Annotated in this window: 1 pseudogene; it reads right to left on the reverse strand. The window is 45.8% G+C overall.

Features of this window, described 5'->3' with window-relative positions:
- Nucleotides 1-513 (reverse strand): annotated as a pseudogene (locus NO991_RS20580) (IS630 family transposase); the annotation flags it as partial.

Consider the following 513-nt stretch of genomic DNA (forward strand, 5'->3'; position numbering starts at 1 on the left):
CTCCATACTTGCTCTATTGGATTTAGCTCTGGTGAATAAGGTGGGAGCTTTATCAGGGTTAGGTTTTTAAATTCTGCAGCTGTATCGTATGTGTGCCAGCCTGCGCCATCTATTATCACGACAGCGTGTCTTCCAACAGGTGTCGCGTGTGATATCTGGCGCATATGCTGCGTCATTGCTTCTTTATTTACGAATGGGCTAACTAACGCTTCTGTTTGGCCTGTGGCTGGACATACCGCGCCAAATAAGTATCCATAGTCAAATTGCTGTTGTTTTACAATCCGTGGCCGAGTGCCTGTTTCAGCCCAAATGCGCGTAGTCGGATTTTGCTGGCCAAATCGTGCTTCGTCCTGAAACCATACGTCGATCCGATCAAGAGGAAGGTGTCCTGGTGTGTGAAGGATCGTTTCCAGCTGGAAGTTTTTTAAAAGCCTCTTGGCTCTGTAATGATTGTTTTGGGTGTTTAGAGCGGCTTGTGATCCAACTAAAGCCAAGTTGCTTTAGAATTTTATA

The organism is Pseudoalteromonas sp. DY56-GL22 (assembly GCF_041414715.1).
Lineage (GTDB): Bacteria > Pseudomonadota > Gammaproteobacteria > Enterobacterales > Alteromonadaceae > Pseudoalteromonas > Pseudoalteromonas simplex.